At 70.4% G+C, this 16,126-nt stretch carries 16 protein-coding genes; 15 read left to right on the forward strand and 1 reads right to left on the reverse strand.

Features of this window, described 5'->3' with window-relative positions; translation table 11 throughout:
• Nucleotides 1–226: 226 nt before the first annotated feature.
• Nucleotides 227–2,368 (reverse strand): S8 family serine peptidase, encoded by a 2,142-nt coding sequence (locus ACRDSQ_RS05320; protein WP_431419297.1) that lies wholly within the window; start codon nt 2,366–2,368, stop codon nt 227–229.
• Between the two features lie 237 nt (nt 2,369–2,605).
• Here ACRDSQ_RS05320 and ACRDSQ_RS05325 point away from each other — a divergent pair, with 237 nt between their 5' ends.
• The 15 genes from ACRDSQ_RS05325 to ACRDSQ_RS05395 all read left to right on the forward strand — a co-directional run.
• Nucleotides 2,606–3,796, forward strand: coding sequence for a S8 family peptidase (locus ACRDSQ_RS05325; protein WP_431419298.1), 1,191 nt, complete (start codon nt 2,606–2,608; stop codon nt 3,794–3,796).
• A 210-nt stretch (nt 3,797–4,006) separates the two neighbouring features.
• On the forward strand, nt 4,007–4,519 hold the full coding sequence (locus ACRDSQ_RS05330; protein ID WP_431419300.1) for a COG4315 family predicted lipoprotein: 513 nt from the start codon (nt 4,007–4,009) through the stop codon (nt 4,517–4,519).
• On the forward strand, nt 4,503–5,297 hold the full coding sequence (locus tag ACRDSQ_RS05335; RefSeq protein WP_431419301.1) for a DUF4142 domain-containing protein: 795 nt from the start codon (nt 4,503–4,505) through the stop codon (nt 5,295–5,297). The genes ACRDSQ_RS05330 and ACRDSQ_RS05335 overlap by 17 nt, the downstream gene beginning before the upstream one ends.
• Nucleotides 5,294–6,277 carry a DUF1996 domain-containing protein gene (locus tag ACRDSQ_RS05340; RefSeq protein ID WP_431419303.1) on the forward strand — a complete coding sequence of 328 codons (984 nt, stop codon included), beginning with the start codon at nt 5,294–5,296 and terminating at the stop codon, nt 6,275–6,277. Before ACRDSQ_RS05335 ends, ACRDSQ_RS05340 begins: the two co-directional genes overlap by 4 nt.
• Nucleotides 6,261–6,839, forward strand: a complete 579-nt coding sequence (locus tag ACRDSQ_RS05345; protein ID WP_431419305.1) for a ferric reductase-like transmembrane domain-containing protein — start codon at nt 6,261–6,263, stop codon at nt 6,837–6,839. Before ACRDSQ_RS05340 ends, ACRDSQ_RS05345 begins: the two co-directional genes overlap by 17 nt.
• A complete protein-coding gene (locus ACRDSQ_RS05350; protein ID WP_431419307.1) occupies nt 6,836–7,054 on the forward strand; it encodes a ferredoxin in 219 nt (72 codons plus the stop codon). The genes ACRDSQ_RS05345 and ACRDSQ_RS05350 overlap by 4 nt, the downstream gene beginning before the upstream one ends.
• Nucleotides 7,051–8,337, forward strand: coding sequence for an NAD(P)/FAD-dependent oxidoreductase (locus ACRDSQ_RS05355; protein WP_431419309.1), 1,287 nt, complete (start codon nt 7,051–7,053; stop codon nt 8,335–8,337). The genes ACRDSQ_RS05350 and ACRDSQ_RS05355 overlap by 4 nt, the downstream gene beginning before the upstream one ends.
• 62 nt (nt 8,338–8,399) lie before the next feature.
• Nucleotides 8,400–8,951 carry a sigma-70 family RNA polymerase sigma factor gene (locus tag ACRDSQ_RS05360; protein ID WP_431419311.1) on the forward strand — a complete coding sequence of 184 codons (552 nt, stop codon included), beginning with the start codon at nt 8,400–8,402 and terminating at the stop codon, nt 8,949–8,951.
• A 5-nt stretch (nt 8,952–8,956) separates the two neighbouring features.
• Nucleotides 8,957–9,646, forward strand: a complete 690-nt coding sequence (locus tag ACRDSQ_RS05365; protein WP_431419313.1) for a zf-HC2 domain-containing protein — start codon at nt 8,957–8,959, stop codon at nt 9,644–9,646.
• A gap of 61 nt (nt 9,647–9,707) precedes the next feature.
• The gene (locus ACRDSQ_RS05370) at nt 9,708–10,589 is read left to right on the forward strand and encodes a hypothetical protein (protein ID WP_431419314.1); all 882 of its coding nucleotides are present in this window, start codon (nt 9,708–9,710) and stop codon (nt 10,587–10,589) included.
• Between the two features lie 232 nt (nt 10,590–10,821).
• Nucleotides 10,822–11,610, forward strand: a complete 789-nt coding sequence (locus ACRDSQ_RS05375) for a TIGR03084 family metal-binding protein (protein ID WP_431419315.1) — start codon at nt 10,822–10,824, stop codon at nt 11,608–11,610.
• A gap of 47 nt (nt 11,611–11,657) precedes the next feature.
• Nucleotides 11,658–13,262 (forward strand): acyclic terpene utilization AtuA family protein, encoded by a 1,605-nt coding sequence (locus ACRDSQ_RS05380; RefSeq protein ID WP_431419320.1) that lies wholly within the window; start codon nt 11,658–11,660, stop codon nt 13,260–13,262.
• The gene (locus tag ACRDSQ_RS05385) at nt 13,217–14,404 is read left to right on the forward strand and encodes an acyl-CoA dehydrogenase family protein (RefSeq protein ID WP_431419317.1); all 1,188 of its coding nucleotides are present in this window, start codon (nt 13,217–13,219) and stop codon (nt 14,402–14,404) included. Before ACRDSQ_RS05380 ends, ACRDSQ_RS05385 begins: the two co-directional genes overlap by 46 nt.
• Nucleotides 14,401–15,996, forward strand: coding sequence for an acyl-CoA carboxylase subunit beta (locus ACRDSQ_RS05390; protein ID WP_431419319.1), 1,596 nt, complete (start codon nt 14,401–14,403; stop codon nt 15,994–15,996). Before ACRDSQ_RS05385 ends, ACRDSQ_RS05390 begins: the two co-directional genes overlap by 4 nt.
• The coding region (locus ACRDSQ_RS05395; protein WP_431419321.1) for a biotin carboxylase N-terminal domain-containing protein at nt 15,993–16,126 on the forward strand (134 nt) is incomplete at its 3' end. The genes ACRDSQ_RS05390 and ACRDSQ_RS05395, both read left to right, overlap by 4 nt.

Below are 16,126 nucleotides of genomic sequence, written 5' to 3' on the forward strand. Positions count from 1 at the left end.
TGGCTTCGTTGACCGGCTGGAACACGGCGTTGTCGCCCGCGGGGCAGCTGTTTCCCGTCGACTACGCGGAACGGCCTGCCGGTGAAGTCACCGACAGGCCGTTCCGGGTGTCCAGAGTGGATCAGGCATCGAGGCCGAACTCGCTGCCGGAACCAGGGTCGCCACGACGGCGGCGACACAGAGCCCGGCCTTGATGACCAGACGTCTCATTGTCGTTCCTTTCCGTCTAGAGGGTGATCGACCAGGAGTCGAGAGTGCCGCTGTCGCCGGGGCCGTAGTCGGTGACCCGCAGCTGCCACTTGCCCGCGGCCGGGGACACCACGGACGCGACGGTGTAGGTCTTCGCGGTGGTCAGCGGGGTGCACTGGTAGTTGCCGGAGCCGCTGTACTTGACCGGGTAGACCTTCCCGTCGGGAGCGATCAGGGAGATGCCGAGGTCCTCGGCGCAGGTGTGCTTGATCGAGATCGACAGCGTCACCTTCGGGGCGGCCTGCCCGGACAGCGGGACCGTGATCGGGCTGAACGTGCGCTCGAAGTCCCGGATCGCGAAGTCCGCGTCGTTGGTGAACGTCCGGCCGCTGTTGCCGCCGGTGGTGCGGGCTTTGACGGCGGTCGTCGGCTTCGACGTGTTCCCGGCGGCGTCCTTGGCCACGATGGTGAACGCGTGCTCGGTGTCCGCGGCCAGGCCGGTGACCGTCGCCGTGGTGCCGGTGGCGGTCGCGGCCACGGTCGCGCCGTTGTACACGTCGTAGCCGGTGACGCCGACGTTGTCGACGGAGGCGTCCCAGGCGAGGCTGACCGAGGTGTCGGTGACGCCGGTCGAGCGCGGGTTGCCTGGGGTGGTCGGCGGTTCGTCGTCGCCGCCACCGCCCGGCTGGGTGGTCGCCTTGACCGGGTCACTGGCCGCCGAGGTGTTGCCCGCCGCGTCTTTTGCCTTGACTGTGAATGAGTATCCGGTGTCGGGGGTGAGTCCGGTGACGGTGGCCGTGGTCCCGGTGACGGTGGTCGCCAGGGTGGTGCCGGAGTACACGTCGTAGCCGGTCACGCCGACGTTGTCCGTCGCCACGTCCCAGGCCAGGGAGACCGAAGTGCTGGTCGCGCCCGTCGAGCGGAGGTTCGCCGGGACGGTCGGGGCCTGGGCGTCACCGCCACCGCCGATCTCCCGGATGTTGAGCAGCTTGTTCGGCGAGTCCTTGATCTGCGTCAGCACACCGTCGGTGGCCAGGCCCACCAGCCCAGCCTCGACTTGCTGCGGCGTGGCCGACGGGCTCGCGCTCAGGTACAGCGCCGCCGCGCCCGCGCCGTGCGGGGCCGCCATCGACGTCCCGCTGCGGGTCGATGTGCCGGTGTCGGTGTTGCTGTTGAGCGAGACGATGCTGCCGCCGGGGGCGAACAGGTCGATGCACTTGCCGGTGTTGGTGCCGTCCCGGATCGTGTCGTCACTGTCGCTGCCGCCGACGACCAACCCCTCGATGGTGTCCGACGGCGTGTAAGAGCAGGCGTCGCCGCCGTGGTTTCCCGCCGCGATGGCGACCACGACACCGCTGGCCACAACCCGCTTCACCGCGTCCTGCAACGGCTTGTACGGGTGGGTGTCCGCGGTCAGGCTCAGGTTCGCCACGGCGGGCTTCTTCGCGTTGGTCACCAGCCAGTCGAGCGCCTTGACCAGGTTGTCGTCGGGCGCCGAGCCGCCGCAGCCGACGGTCTGCACGGCGTGCAGGGTCACCGCCTTGGCCAGGCCGTACTGCGTGCCGCCGATGGTGCCCGCGACATGGGTGCCGTGGCCGTTCGTCGTGCACTCGTCGGAGGTGTTGTCGGTCTCGCCGCTGAAGTCCGGGTCGTTGACCGTGCGCCCGGCGAGGTCCTGGTGGGTCAGCCGGATGCCGCTGTCGAGGACGTAGGCGTGCACGCCCTCGCCCTTGTTCGGGTAGGTGTAGGACTTGTCCAGCGGCAGGGCCTTCTGGTCGGACCGGTCGATGCCCCAGGACGGCGGGTTCGGCTGCGTGTCCGCCGTCTGGCGCACCAGATGGGTCTGGGCGACGTAGGCGACGGCGGGGTCGGCGGCCAGCCTCTCCGCGGCCCGCTCGGGCATCACCACCGAGTAGCCGGGGAAGACGTTCTCGAAGACGTGCTTGCGTTCGCCGCCGTAGCGGGCGAGCAGCTCACCGGCCGCGGCGTGCACTCCGGACGACCGCAGGGAGGCCGTGTCGGCGCGCAGCGCCACGATGTAGCGGCCGGGGACCGGGTCGGCTCCGCCGCGGTGGAGGATCTCTCCGGTCGGTTGTTGCTCCTGCGCCCCGGCGAGGGGCGCGAGCAGGCCAAGTCCCAGCAGACACACCACCGGGATGGCCTTGACGAGGGTTTTCACTGTGTGCTCCCAGATCTCACAATGCAGGGTGGAATCCTCGCCAACCATGCGGCTGGTGCGTGAGAGAGCACAATGGTGAACGCTCGCTAACTCTTAACTTCCGCCCGCGGCGTTGACTCCGCTCGGCGCCACGGCCTATCGTCGGCATCCAGCCGATGTGCCTTCGGCTGATCTCTCTCGGCTCTGTCCTGTGTGGACACCTGCGCCCGAGTCATTCGGACCGGAGGACCACGTTTGATGAACAGGAAGCGCCGGAGAACCACGCGCGTTCTCAGCGGCATCGGGCTGACCGCCGCCGCCGTCTTCGCCATCGTCGCGGTGTCCATGCCCGCGCAGGCCCAAGAAGGAGTCGTGCGGCTCGCCGACAGCCCCGACTCGATCAAGGACAGCTATATCGTCGTCCTCAAGGACAGGCAGAAGACCCTGACCGCGAGCGCCCTCACCTCGCGGTACGGCGGCCGGACCGAGCGGACGTTCGACGCGGCCGTGAACGGTTACGTGGCAACGATGTCCGACCGCGAGGCGCGCCGCCTCGCCGCGGACAAGTCGGTCGCGTACGTCCAGGCCAACCAGCGGGTCAAGATCAGCCAGGCGCCGCCATCCTCCGGGCTTGACCGGATCGACCAGCGCGATCTTCCCCTCGACTACGACTTCACCGTCGATTCCCTCGCCGAGGACGTCACCGCGTTCGTGATCGACACCGGGGTCGACGCCGACCACGAGACCTTCGGCGGGCGCGTCGTCGGCGGCTTCGACGCCATCGACGGCGACGGCGACCCCGACGACCTCAACGGCCACGGAACCCATGTCGCGGGCACGATCGGCGGCCGCGAGTTCGGCGTCGCCAAGGGGATCAAGATCGTGCCGGTGCGCGTGCTCGACGAGGACGGCGACGGCAGCACGGCCGGGGTGATCGCCGGGATCGAGTGGATGGTGAACAACCTCGTCGGCCCGTCGGTGGCGAACATGAGCCTCGGCGGCCCCCGGGACGACGCCCTCGACGAAGCCGTCCGCGGAGCCATCCGAGCCGGTGTCACCTTCGCCGTCGCCGCCGGAAACGAAGCCGAGGACGCGGGGGAGACCTCGCCCGCCCGGGTGGCCGAGGCGATCACCGTGGCCGCGTCCGACGCCGACGACAACCAGGCCGAGTTCTCCAACTTCGGTCCCGCCGTGGACCTCTACGCACCCGGTGTCGACATCGTCTCGTCGTTCCTCGACGGCGAAACCGCGACACTGAGCGGCACGTCGATGGCGACACCGCACGTCACGGGCGCGGCGGCGCTGGTCCTGGCCGCCGACCCGCAGGCCTCGCCCGCGCGGGTCCAGCGCGAACTGGTGCGGGCCGCGACCAGGAACCGCATCCAGAACACCAGTCCCCGCACCCCCAACCGGTTGCTGTTCACCAGTCCGCCTCCCCGGAATTTTTAGGGTGGTCACCTGCCGGGCGATGGTGTGGTGTGGTGGGTAACCGTGGTCGGCTGTCGTCCCGGTCCCCTTTAGGTGGCGGTCGGATGCGCCGGGACCACCTGGTGAGCGCCCCCGCGATTTCTCGCGGGGGCGCTCAATTTTGTTTAAACCGTGCGAACTTTCTCCTCGTACCTCCTTGCACAGACCCAAGACGTCAGCGCGGAGGTTCGAATGAAGCGGTCGGCGGTCATGGTGGCAGGCCTGGCGTTCGCCTTGGCCGGATGCCACGGCGGCGAGGAAGCCACTCCCGAGCAACGCCGGGGACACCACGTGGAACTCGTGGCGGCACAGCCGCGCCCGGCCGGACTGCAACTGGTGCGCGGCTTCAACAGCGGGCCCATCGTCGTGGACGGCAGCGGGCGCACCGTTTACGGATTCGTGCAGGACAAGACCAGTCCGGCCAGGTCAGCGTGCACGGGCAAGTGCGCCGAGACCTGGCGGCCGGTGCCGTTCACCGAAGACTTCAAGATCACCGGTCTCGACCAGTCCATGGTCGGCTCCGTCGACCGCCCGGGCGGCGTGAAGCAGGCCACGCTGGCGGGCAGGCCGCTCTACACCTTCGCCGGTGACTCGATGCCCGGCGAGATGACCGGCCGCGACGCCGACTGGTTCGTCGTGGGCGCCACCGGCGGCAAAGCCGAGATCACCACGGTGCTGGAGGGGTCCAGTGCGGTCAATCCCTGACCTGCTCGGGCCCCGCCGCGTCCTCGCCGCGGTCGCCGCCGTGCTGCTCCTCGCGGTGGTGGCGGTGGGGTTGGTGCCCACAGTCCTCGTCGAGTCGCGGAATCCCGAGCCGCGACCGACCGAATGGGGTCCGCTCGGCGCAGCCGACGTGGAGCTGCTGCGTGCCGCGCGCCGAGCGGGCCTTTGGGAAGGACCCGCTGGTGAACTGGCCCGCGAGGTCTCACGGAACCCGAAGATCCAGGCGCTCGGGATGACGCTCATGGTCGACCACGGGCAGCTCGACGTCGCCGTCCGGCAGTCCGCGGCGAAACTGCGGGTCCCGCTGCCCGACCAGCCCAACGACCTGCAGCAGGGCTGGCTGGCGGAGATGCGCGCGGCGGGAAGTCCCGAGGAGTTCGACCAGATCTTCGCCAACCGGCTGCGCCAAGCCCACGGCTCGGTCCTGGTGACCATCGCCCAAGTGCGCGGGGGCAGCCGCAACACCGAGGTCCGCGACCTCGCGTCCATCGCGAACCAAGCCGTGCTGCGGCACCAGAACCTGTTGGAGAAGACCGGGTTGGTGGATTTCACCACGATCGCCGAGCCGCTCGCGGGCGCCTCCTTCGACACCGAGCTGCGGGCCGACGCCCGGGCGTTCGCGCTGGCCGGGCTGCTCGTGTTCGCCGAGTCCGCGCTGGTGGTGCTGCTCATCGCGTGGCTGCGCCGCTCACGCGGGAAGGCGGCACCGCCCTCGGTCGGATCGTTCGCAGTCAACGAGATGGAAGGAACCAGGACATGAAGGTCAAGCACTGGACGGCACTCGCGGTCGCCGCGCTCGTCGTCGGCGGTTCGGCGTCGGGCATCGGCATCGCCCGAGCCCACGGCGGCGGGCCCGGCACCGGCACGGCCCCGCAGAAGGCGTTCTACGTCGACATCACGAAGGTCCGGCCGAACAAGGTCCGGATCGAGCGGCGGGCGTCGCCGGGGTCGTTCGTCAACAAGTGCGGCGACAACAAGGAGAAACACCGCAACTCCGACAACCACATCGCCGCGCCGGGCGTGGTGAACGCCGCCCAGCACCAGCACGACCACGTCGGGAACCTCACCACCAACGGCCGCTCCACCGACCGGTCCCTGCTGCGCGGCGGGACCACCTGCGTGACCGGCGACAAGTCGTCGTACCTGTGGCCGGTCCTGCGCGACCTGACCCGCGACGGCGACGACGCAGGCCGGCCCGGCGGTGGCAAGGACGGCAACCTCGGCGCGATCCTCGACGGGAAGGTCACACTGTTGTTCCGCGGCAACCGGTTCCAGCAGGTCGTGGCCGCGCCGCAGGGGCTGCGGATGACCACCGGCGACGCCAAACCGGGGGAGAACGGTCCGGCGAACGTCCGGGTCAGCTGGACGTGCAGGGGATTCGAGGACCGGACCACGGCCAAGTACCCGGTCTGCCCGCGCGGTCGCGGCGTGGTGCGGCTGCTGGAGTACCCGAGCTGCTGGGACGGCCGCAGCCTCGACAGCGCCAACCACCGCGACCACGTCCGCTTCCCCGACACCTCGGGCCGGTGCCCGCGCAACACGGTCGCGATCCCGCAGCTGGACATGACCGTCGAGTACGCGGTCCCGGCGAAAGCCACTGTGGCCCAAGGGTTCGCGCTCGACGGGTTCCCGCAGGAGAACCACCGGCCGGACTCCGACCACGGCTTCGTCCACCTGCTGATGAACCGCACGCAGATGGGTGACGTGGTGAGGTGCGTCAACAGTGGCCGCACCTGCTGACCTGCTCGCCCAGGCGGCCGGGGAACCCGGCGTGCGGGCGGTCGCGGCGGTAAGCGCGCGCTTCGCCTACGGGCTCATGTGTCTGACCCTTTGCCTGGGCGTGATGACCTACACGGGGTGGGGTCGGCACGCGGTCAGCCGCAAGGCGATGCGCCGGGCACACCTGTCCCTGGCGACGCTGACCATCGTGTTCGCGGTGGTGCACGCGGTGTGCTTCCGGTTGCTGCCAAGCGGACCGATGCCGTTTGACTACTTGCTCGTCCCCAACGTCCGGCACGGGCTCGGTGTGGTGTCGCTGTACCTGATGGTCGCCATCGCGCTCAGCGCGTGTCTGCGCGGGTGGACCGCCTACCGCCGATGGGCGTGGCTGCACCGCACGGCGTACCTCGCGATTCCCTTGGGCGCACTGCATTCCCTGCTGGGCGCCCTGGCCAACGGCCATCTCTCGGTGCTCTGGCTGGGCGGGATCACCCTGCTCGTCCCGGCCGTGACCTTGACGGTGCTGCGCGCCTTGCCCGCGCACACGCTCGAACGACTCGGAGTGGAGACGGAGAAGGTATGAGACGCGGACGCGGACGTGCCACGGTGGTGCGCGTCGACAACGACCGGTGCGAGCTGTACGGGATCTGCGTCGCCGAGGCGCCCGAGGTGTTCCGGCTCAGCGACAACCGGCTCCGGCACGGCAGGCGGATCGACCCGGCCGACGAGACCGCAGTCGCCGCCGCCGCGCGGAACTGCCCCATGCAGGCGATCCGGCTGCGGGAGAGTGCCCGGTGAGCGTGGAGCGGATCGTCGTCGTCGGCGCGGGCGCCGCGGGCTTCCGGGCCGCGGAACGGCTGCGGCAGCTGGGTTTCGACGGCGAGGTCGTGGTGATCGGCGACGAGCCGCGCAAGCCGTACCACCGACCCGCGGTGTGCAAGCAGTTGCTGCGCGGCACCCTCAAGGCCCGCGATGTCACGCTGGAGGCCTGCGTGGACCTCGACGTCGGCTGGCGGCTGGGCACCCGCGCGATCGGGCTCGACACCGCCCGGCACGCGGTCCTGCTGCCCGGTGGCGAGGAGGTCGGCTACGACGGCCTGATCCTCGCCACCGGCGGATACCCGCGGTCGCTGCCCGACGCGCCCCGGCACGACCCGCGGGTGCGGGTGCTGCGCACGGTCGAGGACGCCGAGTGCGTCCGGGCGGCGCTGCGGTCGAGCAGGCTGCCGGCCGTGGTCGTCGGCGGCGGGTTCATCGGCTGCGAGTTCGCCGCGAGCATGCGGGCGATGGGGCGCGAGGTCATGGTCGTCAACAACTCGGCGAAGCTGCTGCACCGCTTCGGCGACGCGATCGCCGACGCGGCGGGCGAACTGCATGCCGAACACCGGGTCGACACCCGGAGCAACGCCCGGATCAGGAAGTGGGACACCGGGCGTGACGGCGTCGGGCTGCACCTGGACAACGGCGATGTCGTGTTCGCCGCGTGCGTGGTCCTGGCCGTCGGCAGCACGCCGTCGGTGGAGTGGCTGCGCGGTTCGGGTCTGCGGGTGGACGACGGGGTGTTCTGCGAGCCGACGCTGTTCGCCGCCGGGGCCGACGACGTCGTCGCCGCCGGGGACATCGCCCGGTGGCCGAACCTGCGGTTCGACCCGGTGCCCAGGCGGGTCGAACACTGGATCACCGCGGTCGAGGGCGGCCGGGCGGCGGCGGAGAACCTGCTCGCGGGCAAGTGGGCGGCCAAGCCGTTCACCCCGTTGCCCAGGGCCTGGACCAGCCAGTTCGACGTGCGGGTGCAGCACGTCGGGATGCCCGCGCTGGCCACGGACACCGTCCCGCTCGACGCCGGGGTCACCGGGTTCGTCCGGGCCGGGAACCTGGTCGCGGTCGCCACCTGGGACCGCCCGCACGCGATGCTCGACTGGTCGGCGACGCTGGACCGGCTGCTTCCCGTGCCCGCCGCGAGCCGCAGGCCGCACGCGCGCCCGCCCCGCGACGGGATCCCCGCCCGCGTCCTCATCGAGCGGCACTACGCCAGTCGGCACTCATTCGATGGACCAAACGGAATAATGACCGGACAATGAGGGTTTCCGTGACCGAGCGTGCTGAATGGACAGAATCACGGCAGTCGGCCATGCTCCCCCGAGTGGGTCGCCATACGCGGGCAGTCAGACCGGTGGCGGTCGTGCCTGACGACCCGAAGGACGAGTGGGTGCGGCAGCTTTATCGTCAATTCGCGAACCAGCTCAACGCCCATGTTCTCGGTTTGACGAAATACGACCGCCAATGGACCGAGGACGTCGTCCAGGAGACTTTCATCCGGGCCTGGAAACACGCCGACAAACTTGATCGGCGACCCGAGATGCTGCGCGGCTGGCTGTTCGTCGTCGCCCGCCGGATCGTGATCGACACCCACCGCGGGCGGCAGGTCCGGCCCATCGAGATCCGCGGCACCGACATCGCCGAGGACCGCGTCGGCGTCTCCGACAAGGCCGACAGCACGGTCGACGCGATCGTCGTGCACGACGCGCTGCGCCGGATCTCCGCCGACCAGCGCGAGGCGATCGTCGAGACCTACCTGAAGGGCCACACGGTCGACGAGGCCGCGGTCCTGCTGGGCATCCCGCCGGGCACGGTCAAGTCCCGGACCTACCACGCGATGCGCGCACTGCGGCGCGCGCTTCGGGCGCGGGGGTGAGCGGCATGGCTTCGCACTTCGACGTGGCGGCCTACGCCCTCGGGACGCTCGACGCCCGCGGCACGGAGGCGTTCGAAGGCCACCTCGCGGGCTGCGAGAACTGCCAGGTGGAGCTCTTCGAACTGCAGGAGTTGCCGGAGTTGCTGGACACGGTCGCCGAGACCTGGCCGGACGCGCCCGCGCGGGGAGCTGTGCTCTACGGCCTGCCATCGAAGGTCGAGCGGCGGCGGGGCCGGCACTGGGGCGCGGCGACCGCGGCCGCGGTGCTGGTGTTCCTCTCGGGGGCGGTGACCGCGATCGGGTTCCTCGGCTGGGAAGGCGCCGACCCGCCCGCCGGGCAGGCCGCGGAGTCGCCGTCGGCGCTGACCCGGCTCGATCCCGTCGCCGAGGAACCGGGCGGCGTGAGCGGGTCCCTCGAATCGTCGACGTCGCACGCCTGGGTGGAGACCACGCCGGAGGGCAGCCGGATCGCCCTCGACCTCGGTGGCATCACCGGCTCGACCCCGTGCTCGGCCGTCGTCGTGTCCCGCGGCGGGGAGACCACGGAAATCGCCGTGTTCGACCCGCCGAGGAAGGGCGAGCGGATTGTGGTGTCCGGCACGACGCCGTATCCGGTGGCCCAGATCGACCGGGTCGAGGTTCGCCGCGTTTCCACCGGAAAAGTCATCACCACGCTCAAGGCGCCAGAAAAGTAGAACCGGATCGGCGGTCGTCACGTATTCCCCTGGGAAAGCCGATACGGAAATGGGAGAGCCAATGACGCGAATTCGGAACTTTGCCCTCGCCGTGGCGCTGGTGCCCATCGGCATCGCCGCGACCGCGTGCGGCGGCGAATCCACCGAAACGATTCCGAGCGAGGTCGCCGTGGTCAAGTCGGATGCTTATCCGGACACGGGCGCCGCGCCCGCGACACTCGCCGTCGCCACCGTCCCCGACCTGGGGTCGATCATCACCACCGGCGATGGGAAAACGCTCTACCGGTTCGACAAGGACACCGCAAAACCACCCAAGTCCACTTGCGACGGTGAGTGCGCGGCGAAGTGGCCGCCGGTGCTGGTTCCGGAGGGTGCGGAGTTCGCCGTCGAGGGTGTGGACAAGGCGTTGGTGTCGAGCCTGAAGCGCGCGGATGGCACGCGGCAGCTGAGCATCAGCGGGTGGCCCGCCTACACCTACGCCCAGGACACCGAACCCGGCGACGTCAAGGGGCAGGGCGTCGGTGGGACGTGGTTCGGCTTCACGGCCGCGGGCAAGAAGGCCATCGCGCCCGAAGCCGGGTCCCTTGAGGTGAAGGTGATGTCGGTGGCGCCGCTCGGTCAGATCCTCACCGACGCGGCGGGGATGACGCTGTACCGGTTCGACAAGGACACGCCGAACCCGCCGAAGTCCAACTGTGCAGGCGACTGCGCCGCGAAGTGGCCGCCCGTGCTGGTCCCCGAGGGCGCCTTGCCGAAGCTCGACGGCGCCGACCCGTCCGTGCTGGGCACGGTCGAGCGCGGCGACGGGTCCCGTCAGCTCACGGTCGGGGGCCGGCCGCTCTATCTGTTCGCCGACGACAAGGTCCCTTGTGACATCAAGGGCCAGGGCGTCGGCGGAACCTGGTTCGCCGCCAAACCCGACGGCGGCAAAGCGACTGGATGAGAGGAGGTTCGCCACCGACACCGACGCTGTGGGGTGAGAAACCACGGCTCGGCCGGACCTCGATCGGGTGATCGAGCAGGGATCACCCGATCGTGAAACGACGTCGAGCTGGAATGGCCTCCTGACCAAAGGCACTGGTCAGGGGGTCATTCGTCGTTCTCTGGGGACTGGTTGAGAATAAAATCAAGCACGCATGCTTGATTTGGCTCGCCAGTCGTGCGACGGTAAGCATGTGATCGATCCGACCGCGCTGCTCGCTGACCTGCGGGCCGAAGGCGCCGAACTCGACTCCTGGGTCGAGCCGCTGTCCGACGACGAGTGGGCCACGCCGACGCCCGCGGCGGGCTGGACGGTCGCCCACCAGGTCGCCCACCTGGCCTGGACCGATGAGCGCTCGCTGCTCGCGGTCACCGACCCCGACGCTTTTCAAACCGAGTTCGCCGCCGCGCTGAGCGGGGGCAACGTCGCCCACTTCGTCGACGATGGGGCCGCCGAGGGCGCCGCCCAGCCGCCCGCGAAGCTGCTGGCCCGCTGGCGCGAGCTGCGCGACGCCCTCAACTCCGCCCTCGCGCAGGTGCCCGCGGGGACGAAACTGCCCTGGTACGGGCCGCCGATGAGCGCCGCGTCCATGGCGACCGCGCGGATCATGGAGACCTGGGCGCACTCGTGCGATGTCGCCGACGCGCTCGGGATCAAGCGGGAGCCGAGTCCCCGGATCAAGCACGTCGCCCACCTCGGGGTGCGCACCCGCGACTTCGCCTTCCAGCTCAACGGGCGCACCCCGCCGGCGGAGCCGTTCCGCGTGGAGCTGCTCGCCCCGGATATGACCTTGTGGACGTGGGGTCCTGAGGACGCCGCCCAACGGGTCACCGGACCGGCCGTCGACTTCTGCCGTCTCGTCACCCAGCGGGTGCACCGCGACGACACCGCGCTGGTCGCCTACGGCGCGCAGGCCGACGAGTGGCTCGACATCGCGCAGGCGTTCGCGGGGGCGCCGGGGGCCGGGAGGGCGAAGGCGTGATCCGCATCGGCAACGCGTCCGGCTTCTACGGCGACCGACTCTCGGCGATGCGCGAGATGCTGACCGGCGGCGACCTCGACGTCCTGACCGGCGACTACCTGGCTGAGCTGACCATGCTCATCCTGGGCCGCCAGCGGATGAAGGACCCGACCGGCGGCTACGCGAAGACGTTCGTCCGGCAGCTTGAGGACTGTCTCGGGCTGGCCGTGGAGCGCGGGGTCAAGATCGTCAGCAACGCGGGGGGGCTGAACCCGGCGGGCCTCGCCCACGCGGTTCGGGCGCTGTCGGACAAGCTCGGCATCGAGGTGTCCGTCGCCCATGTCGAGGGCGACGACCTCCTTCCGCGGGCGGGGGCGCTGACCGCGAACGCCTACCTTGGCGCGTGGGGCATCGCGGAGTGTCTTCGCGCGGGCGCCGACATCGTGGTGACCGGGCGGGTCACCGACGCCTCCCTGGTGGTGGGACCGGCCGCCGCGCACTTCGGCTGGGCGCGCGACGACTTCGACGCCCTCGCCGGAGCCACGGTCGCCGGGCACGTCATCGAGTGCGGCGCGCAGGCGACGGGCGGGAACTACTCCTTCTTCACCGAGGTCGCCGACCTCGGCCACGCGGGCTTCCCGATCGCCGAGATCTCGGCCGACGGATCCTCGGTCATCACCAAGCACACCGGGACCGGCGGTGCGGTGACCGTGGAAACCGTGACGGCGCAGCTGCTCTACGAGATCCAGGGCGTCGACTACCTGGGCCCGGACGTGACCACCAGGTTCGACACGATCTCGCTGACTTCGGATGGTCCCGACCGGGTGCGGATCAGCGGGGTGCGCGGCGGGCCGCCGCCGGAGACGGTGAAGGTGTGCGTCAACACCCTCGACGGCTTCCGCAACAGCGCCACGTTCGTCCTTTGTGGACTTGACGTGGACGCGAAGGCCGCACTGGTGCGGCGGCAGCTGGAATCGCTGATCGGGGCCGACGGCCTCACCTGGACGCTGGCGCGCACCGACCATCCCGACGCCGACACCGAGGAAGCGGCCAGCGCACTGCTGCACGTCATGGTGAAGACGCCGGACCCGGCTCGGGCCAAAGCCTTCTCCCGGGCAACCGTCGAACTCGCGTTGGCCTCCTATCCTGGCTTCACGTTGACGGCTCCGCCCGCCGACGGCACGCCGATCGGGGTGTACCGGCCGGAGTATGTCTCGCCGGAAGAGGTCGAGCACACCGCTGTCCTGCCCAGTGGCGAGAAGCGCGTGCTGAAGTGGACTCAGGGCGCGGCGGTGGAGGCCCGCTCTGTCGACTGGACGGACCCGGGCACCGATTTCGGCCCCACGCGGCGGGTTCCGCTCGGTTCCGTCATCGGCGCGCGGTCCGGGGACAAGGGCGGTGACGCCAACCTGGGACTGTGGGTGCGACGGCCGGAGGCGTTCGACTGGCTGGTGGGCACGCTGACCGTGGACCGGCTGCGGTCACTGCTGCCGGATACCGCGGACCTCGACATCGAGCGGCACCTCTACCCGAACCTCGCCGCGGTCAACTTCGTCGTGCACGGCCTGCTCGGCCAAGGCGTCGCCGCGGCCACCCGGTTCGACCCGCAGGCCAAGGCGTTCGGCGAATGGCTGCGCTCACGGCATCTCGACGTCCCGGAGGTCTTCCTGTGAACCCGTTCGACACCCCGGAACGCCGCGAACTTCGCGCCACTGTGCGCCGGTTCATGGAGACCGAAGTGCTGACCCACCTGGACTCCTGGGAGCGTGACGGCGAGGTTCCCCGCTCGCTGCACCGCGCGGCGGCCGACCTCGGCCTGCTCGGCGTCGCGTTCCCCGAGGCCGTCGGCGGCGGTGGTGGCGACGTCATCGACGCGATGGTCGTCGTGGAGGAGATGCACTACGCGGGCGCGTCGGGAGGACTCATCGCCGCGCTGCTGACCTGTGGCATCGCCGTCCCGCACATCGCTTTCGCGGGCGACCCACGGCACATCGACAAGTGGGTGCGGCCGACCTTGGCCGGGGAGTTGATCGGCTCCCTGGCGATCACCGAGCCGGACGGCGGCTCCGATGTCGCCGGCCTGCGCACCACCGCCAAGCGCGACGGCGACGACTTCGTCGTCAACGGCGCCAAGACGTTCATCACCTCCGGCGTGCGCGCCGACTTCGTCACCACCGCCGTGCGGACCGGCGACGCGGGCGCGCACGGCATCTCGCTGCTGGTCATCGAGAAGGACACGCCCGGCTTCACCGTCAGCAGGCGGCTGGAGAAGATGGGCTGGCTGTGCTCGGACACCGCCGAACTGTCCTTCGTGGACTGCCGGGTGCCGGTGGCGAACCTGGTCGGCAAGGAGAACACCGGCTTCATCCAGATCGCGCAGAACTTCGTCGCCGAACGTCTGACCCTGGCGGTACAGGCGTACGCGGCGGCGCAGCGGGCGCTGGACCTGACCCTTGAGTGGTGCCGGATGCGGGAGACCTTCGGTCGCCCGCTGATCTCCCGGCAGTCCGTGCAGACCACGGTCACCGAGATGGCCCGCAAGATCGACGTCGCCCGAGTCTACACCCGCGACGTCGCCGCCCGTCACCTCGCGGGCGAGGACGTCATCGCCCAGGTGTGCTTCGCCAAGAACACCGCCGTCGAGACCGGCGAATGGGTGGCGCACCAGGCGGTGCAGCTCTTCGGCGGCCTCGGCTACATGCGGGAGTCCGAAGTGGAACGGCACTACCGCGACATGCGCATCCTCGGCATCGGCGGCGGCACCAACGAGATCATGACCGGCCTGGCCGCGAAGCGATTGGGATACACCTCATGACCACCCTGCGCTCCTCAGTGGACAGCGCGAGCACCGACTTCCAGGCCAACCGCGAAGCCATGCTGACCAAGCTCGCCGAACTCGACACCGAGCACGCCAAAGCGGTGGCGGGCGGCGGGGAGAAGTACACGGCCCGGCACCACAAGCGCGGCAAGATGCTGGCCCGCGAACGGGTCGAGATGCTGCTCGACCCGGACTCCCCGTTCCTTGAGTTGTCACCGCTCGCTGCTTGGGGCTCCGACTTCCCGGTCGGCGCCAGCCTGGTCACCGGCATCGGGGTCGTCGAGGGCGTCGAGTGCATGATCAACGCCAATGACCCGACGGTCAAAGGCGGCGCGATCAACCCGTGGGGCATGAAGAAGGGCTTCCGCGCCGCCGACATCGCCGCGCAGAACCGGCTGCCCACGATCAACCTCGTCGAGTCCGGCGGCGCCGACCTGCCGACGCAGAAGGACATCTTCATCCCCGGCGGCCGCACCTTCCGGGATCTGACCCGGGCCTCGGCCGCGGGCATCCCGACCGTCGCCCTGGTGTTCGGCAACTCGACCGCCGGTGGCGCCTACCTGCCTGGCATGTCCGATTACGTCGTGATGGTCAAGGAGCGCGCGAAGGTGTTCCTCGGCGGTCCGCCGCTGGTGAAGATGGCCACCGGCGAGGACGCCGACGACGAGTCGCTCGGTGGCGCGGAGATGCACGCGCGGGTCTCGGGTCTCGCCGACCACCTCGCCACCGACGAGCGGGACGCGCTGAGGATCGGCCGGCGGATCGTCGCCCGGCTCAACTGGCGCAAGGCCGGTCCAGGCCCCAGCGAACCGCCGGACGAGCCGCTGTACGACCCGGAGGAGCTGCTCGGGATCGCCGGCGGCGACACTCGGCTGCCGTTCGACCCGCGGGACGTGCTGGCCAGGGTGGTGGACGGCTCCCGGTTCGACGAGCACAAGCCGGCGTACGGGTCGTCGCTGCTGACCGGCTGGGCGTCGATCCACGGCTACCCGGTCGGGATCCTCGCCAACGTGCGCGGGGTGCTGTTCGGCGCGGAGTCGCAGAAGGCGCAGGAGTTCATCCAGCTGGCCAACCAGACCGACACGCCGCTGGTGTTCCTGCAGAACACGACCGGCTACATGGTCGGCACCGAGTACGAGCAGGCCGGGATCATCCGGGACGGTGCGTTGATGATCAATGCGGTGTCGAACTCGCGGGTGCCGCACCTGACCGTGGTCATGGGCGCGTCGTACGGGGCCGGGAACTACGGGATGTGCGGGCGGGCGTACGACCCGCGGTTCCTGTTCAGCTGGCCGGGCGCGCGCTCGGCGGTGATGGGTCCGGCGCAGCTGGCCGGAGTGCTCTCGATCGTGGCCCGGCAGGCGGCGGCCGCGCGGGGGCAGGACTACGACGAGGCCGGCGACGAGGCGATGCGGCGCGCCGTCGAGGAGCAGATCGAGGCGCAGTCGGTCGCGTTCGCGATGTCCGGACGACTCTACGACGACGGCGTGATCGACCCGCGGGACACCAGGACCGTGCTCGGGCTGTGCCTGTCGGCCGTGCACTCCTCGTCCTGGCAGGGCACCCGCGGCTACGGGGTGTTCCGGTGATCTCCCGGCTGCTGGTCGCGAACCGGGGCGAGATCGCGCGGCGGGTGATCCGCACCTGCCGTGCGCTCGGGATCTCTCCCGTCGCGGTTCACTCCACTGTGGACGCACGCGGCGCCTGGGTCGTCGAGGC

It is taken from the genome of Actinokineospora sp., from assembly GCF_050699995.1.
Lineage (GTDB): Bacteria > Actinomycetota > Actinomycetes > Mycobacteriales > Pseudonocardiaceae > Actinokineospora.

Excerpts from the sequence above, each read along its gene's own strand:
- ACRDSQ_RS05330 (WP_431419300.1), top strand. The coding sequence starts at position 4,007 with ATGAAGCGGTCGGCGGTCATGGTGGCAGGCCTGGCGTTCGCCTTGGCC.
- ACRDSQ_RS05370 (WP_431419314.1), top strand. The coding sequence starts at position 9,708 with ATGACGCGAATTCGGAACTTTGCCCTCGCCGTGGCGCTGGTGCCCATC.
- ACRDSQ_RS05350 (WP_431419307.1), top strand. The coding sequence starts at position 6,836 with ATGAGACGCGGACGCGGACGTGCCACGGTGGTGCGCGTCGACAACGAC.
- ACRDSQ_RS05340 (WP_431419303.1), top strand. The coding sequence starts at position 5,294 with ATGAAGGTCAAGCACTGGACGGCACTCGCGGTCGCCGCGCTCGTCGTC.
- ACRDSQ_RS05385 (WP_431419317.1), top strand. The coding sequence starts at position 13,217 with ATGGCTGCGCTCACGGCATCTCGACGTCCCGGAGGTCTTCCTGTGAAC.
- ACRDSQ_RS05365 (WP_431419313.1), top strand. The coding sequence starts at position 8,957 with ATGGCTTCGCACTTCGACGTGGCGGCCTACGCCCTCGGGACGCTCGAC.
- ACRDSQ_RS05325 (WP_431419298.1), top strand. The coding sequence starts at position 2,606 with ATGAACAGGAAGCGCCGGAGAACCACGCGCGTTCTCAGCGGCATCGGG.
- ACRDSQ_RS05390 (WP_431419319.1), top strand. The coding sequence starts at position 14,401 with ATGACCACCCTGCGCTCCTCAGTGGACAGCGCGAGCACCGACTTCCAG.
- ACRDSQ_RS05380 (WP_431419320.1), top strand. The coding sequence starts at position 11,658 with ATGCGCGAGATGCTGACCGGCGGCGACCTCGACGTCCTGACCGGCGAC.